This is a genomic window from Kitasatospora sp. MY 5-36 (genome assembly GCF_001182915.1).
In the GTDB taxonomy this organism is placed as follows: domain Bacteria; phylum Actinomycetota; class Actinomycetes; order Streptomycetales; family Streptomycetaceae; genus Kitasatospora.
Genome location: NZ_LFVW01000875.1, coordinates 1 through 3,667, shown reverse-complemented (window position 1 = coordinate 3,667; position 3,667 = coordinate 1). Strand labels below are relative to the sequence as shown.

3 protein-coding genes and 1 pseudogene are annotated in these 3,667 nt (G+C 75.8%); all 4 read right to left on the bottom strand.

Translation table 11 applies throughout. The annotated features are described in order from the left end of the window. On the bottom strand, nt 1-1,158 hold a 1,158-nt coding region (locus AE652_RS37595; protein ID WP_159028675.1), incomplete at its 3' end, for an ATP-binding cassette domain-containing protein. Nucleotides 1,159-1,486: 328 nt separating this feature from the next. Further along, nucleotides 1,487-1,765 (bottom strand): hypothetical protein, encoded by a 279-nt coding sequence (locus AE652_RS37590; protein WP_049659770.1) that lies wholly within the window; start codon nt 1,763-1,765, stop codon nt 1,487-1,489. Nucleotides 1,766-1,972: 207 nt separating this feature from the next. Next, nucleotides 1,973-2,731: an NUDIX domain-containing protein gene (locus tag AE652_RS37585; protein WP_049659772.1), complete on the bottom strand. Its 759-nt coding sequence runs from the start codon at nt 2,729-2,731 to the stop codon at nt 1,973-1,975. Between the two features lie 191 nt (nt 2,732-2,922). Beyond that, nucleotides 2,923-3,667: pseudogene (locus AE652_RS37580) on the bottom strand (glycogen debranching protein); the annotation flags it as partial.

Here is a 3,667-nt window from a genome sequence, read left to right as displayed (position 1 = left end):
GGCTTCGGGCGCGGTGGCTTCGGGGACGGAGGCTTCGGGGGCGGAGACGGTGGCCGGTTCCGCCGGAGTCGTCACGGCTCCGACCGGGGTGGGCTCGGCGGCCGGTTCGGGGATCCGCTCCGTGGCCGACTGCGGGCCTGGCTCTGACTTCGGTTCCGGGTTCGGTGCCGGGTCCGGTTCCGGGTTCGATTGCTCGGCCGGCTCCGGGCTCGGCCCCGCCCCGGGTTCCGGGTGGAGGCGGAGGTGGCCGGAGCGGCCCGAGCCGGCCGGCAGGACGACCCGCGGCGCCGGCTGCTCGACCACCCGGTCCGCCAACTCGTGCAACAGGATCCCGTGGCGGTAGGCGAGTTCGCCGATCTCGGTGCGGGCGATGCCGGCCACCGCGAGGCCCACGCTGCCGTCCCGTCGGACGTCCGCGCCCTGGCTGACCAGCAGGTCCGCCAGCCGTGCCATCTGCGGCCCCCGGACGGCCACTTCGGGGCTGAGCCTGGTCCGCCGGAACTCCGCTACCGGCTGGTCGGCCACCAGTCGGCCGCGGTCCAGGGTGACCACCCGGTCCGCGAGCTGCGAGGCCTCCTGCGGCGTGCGGGTGGTCACCAGGACCGTTCCGCCGGCGGCTCCGAAGGAGCGCAGGAAGGAGTGGAACCACTCGACGTTGCGCGGTGACAGGCCGTCGGCGGGCCCGTCCAGCAGCAGCGCGCCGGGATCGCCGAGCAGGGCGGCGGCCAGGGCCAGGCGGCGGTGCATGCCGGGCGAGAAGGTGCGCAGCCGCTGCCCGGCGACGGCGGCCAGCCGGGTCTGCTCCAGCAGTTCGTCGGCCCGCCGGGCCGGGACGCCGACGGCTGCGGCGAGCATCCGCAGGTGGCTGCGCGCCTTGCGGCCCGGATGTCCGGCCACCGCGGCCTCCCCGGTGCCGGGCAGCAGCACCCCCACCTCGCGCTCGGGGTGGCGCAGCCGACGGTAGCGGCGGCCGTCGAAGAGCGTGACGCCCTGGCCGCGTTCGAGTTCGAGCATCAGCCGCAGGGCGGTGGACTTGCCCGCCCCCTCGGCGCCGAGCAGCGCGGTCACCGTGCCGGGCCGGGCGTCGAAGGTCAGGTCGAGCACTGCGGGCGGAGCGCCCTTGCGGTAGACCTTGGTCAGTCCGGTGATCTGGATCATCGCTGGCTGCTCCCGTGCCCTCGGCCGAGCTGTTCGACGCGGAGCACCCCTGACGGGCGGGCATGCACCCGCGCGGCTCCGCGCCAGCACATTAGGGGGCGGCGACGGCTATTCCGGGCATTACGGGAACGGCACGGGCCCACCGGCTGCCCACCTCACCCGATCAGGGGACAATCCGATCCTGCGATTCACGGTCGACCGGTCCGTTCCGGGTCCCGGCAGAGTCGGTTGCTTCGGCGGCTCCGGTGGCTTCGGTGGTGCCGGTGATGTCGGCGGCTCCGGTGGTGCCGGACGGGCGGGGCTCCGTGTCCGATGAGGGGTGCGGCTCCTACAGGGAAGGCCAGGGCGGTGGCGGGAGCTGCTCACCGCCGCACTCCGCGTGGAAGTCGTCGACAGCGGCCTGGCCCTCGACCACGATCTCGCCCAACCGCTCCCGCTCGGCGGCCAGCCGTTCCTCGACGGCGGCGATCGACTCGGGCGCCGCGTGCTCGGCCTGCAGCTCGGCCAGTTCCTTCTCCGTTGCGGTGGTGGTCCTGTCCAGGCTCCGGTAGTCCGCCGCCAGCCCCTCGATGAGGATTCGCTGGTTGGCGCAGTCCTTGATGGCCATCGCGGGACTCCCTGGGCCGGAGGCCTCCGGCCCGGGCGGTCGGAGCGTCCACCGACACTCTGCGCCGACGCCCCCGGGTCTGCAGCCAGGCCAGGCCATTCGGCTGCCCGGTACCGCGCAACGGCGGGTCGGTACCGGGTCCGGGCGGGCTGGGCAGAGGGCTTGGCGGAGGGCTGGGGACAGGACCGGGCACAGGGCCCGCGGGGGTCAGGACTCCGGGCGGAGCATGGGCGGGTTGAGGACGGTCGCACCGCCGGCGGTGAACAGCTGGGCCGGGCGACCGCCCTGACGGGTCGTCGTGCCGCCTGAGGGCAGCAGGAAGCCGGGGGTGCCGGTGACCTTGCGGTGGAAGTTCCGCGGGTCCAGCACCACGCCCCAGACCGCCTCGTAGACCCGGCGCAGCTCGCCGACGGTGAACTCGGTCGGGCAGAAGGCGGTGGCGAGGGAGGAGTACTCGATCTTGGAGCGGGCGCGTTCCACACCGTCGGCGAGGATCAGGCCGTGGTCGAAGGCGAGCGGGACACCGTCGGCCGGGTTCTCCCCGAGGAGTTCGCCGACCGGGGCCCAGCGGGCGCCGCTGGCGTCGCCGCCGGCCCGGGGCGTCGGCAGGTCGGGGGCGAGCACCAGGTAGGCGACGCTGACCACGCGCATCCGGGGGTCGCGCTGCGGGTGGCCGTAGGTGGCGAGCTGCTCGAGGTGGGCGCCGGCCGCACCGGGGCCGACCGCGTCCTGGCCGGGGGCGGTGTGGGCGCGCAGGCCGGTCTCCTCGGCCAGCTCACGGGAGGCGGCCTCAGCCAGGCCCTCGTCCGGGCGGACGAAGCCGCCGGGCAGCGCCCAGTACCCCTGGAACGGCGGCTCGCCTCGTCTGACCAGCAGGGCGCAGAGCGAGTGGTCGCGCACCGTCAGCACCACGAGGTCAACCGTGACAGCGAACGGAGGAAAGGCCGACGGATCGTAGCGCGACATGGCGACGATCATAGTCGTCTCTCTGACGATAAGCACAGGCCCGTGCGTGGCCGCTCCTGGCCGGTGGCCCCCGCCCGGCCCGGCGCGGTTCGTGTACGGGCCGCGCCGGGCCGGGAGCGGACGGGACCGGTGCCGGTGACCCGGTGTCACCGACACCGGGCCCGGACGGGCGGTGGCGGGCGGCGGCGGGCTCAGCGGGCGACGAGTTGCAGGTCCTCGGACGCCTCCTCCACCATCGCCACGCCGATCCGGCTCACCCGGACGGAGAAGGGCTCGCCCGCCACCCGCAGACCGGTCAGCTCCAGCTCGCCGAGCGGTGCGGTGCTGGCCGGGCGGACCAGCACCCGGCCGCCCGGGACGTCGGGCCGGACCCCGGCGAGGGCGAACACCGCGTGCACGGCACCGGCTGCGGAGACCGCCGCCGGGCGGCAGGCGGCCGGGTGCGGCACCGGCGGGCAGCCGGGGGGGCGCTGCTCCCCCGCGTACATCTCCGGCAGGCGCCCCTCGAAGTGGGCGCTCGCGGCGAGCAGGCCCTCCAGCAGGGTGCCGGCCTCGTTCTCGTGACCGGCCTCGGCCAGGCCGGCGACCGCCAGCGCCGTCTCGTGGACCCGCACCGCGCCGCCGCGGTGGCCCAGCGGGTTGAAGCGGAGGGACTTGGCGCTCAGAGTGCGCAGGCCCCAGCCGCTGTCCAGCTCCGGCGCGACCAAGCGCTGGGCGAGCAGCCGGGTCTGCTCGCGGTCCAGCAGGCTCTCGTGCCGACCGCCGTCGACGGCGAGCCCGGTGTCCAGCAGGTGCACCAGGGAGGAGGCGACGGCGGGCAGCGGCTGGCCGCCCGGGGCCAGCCCGGCCGCAGGGCGGCCGCCGGAGAGGTCGTCGACCCAGAACCGCTCGCGGAAGCGCCGGCGCAGCCCGGCGGCCCAGCCGCGCCAGTCCTCG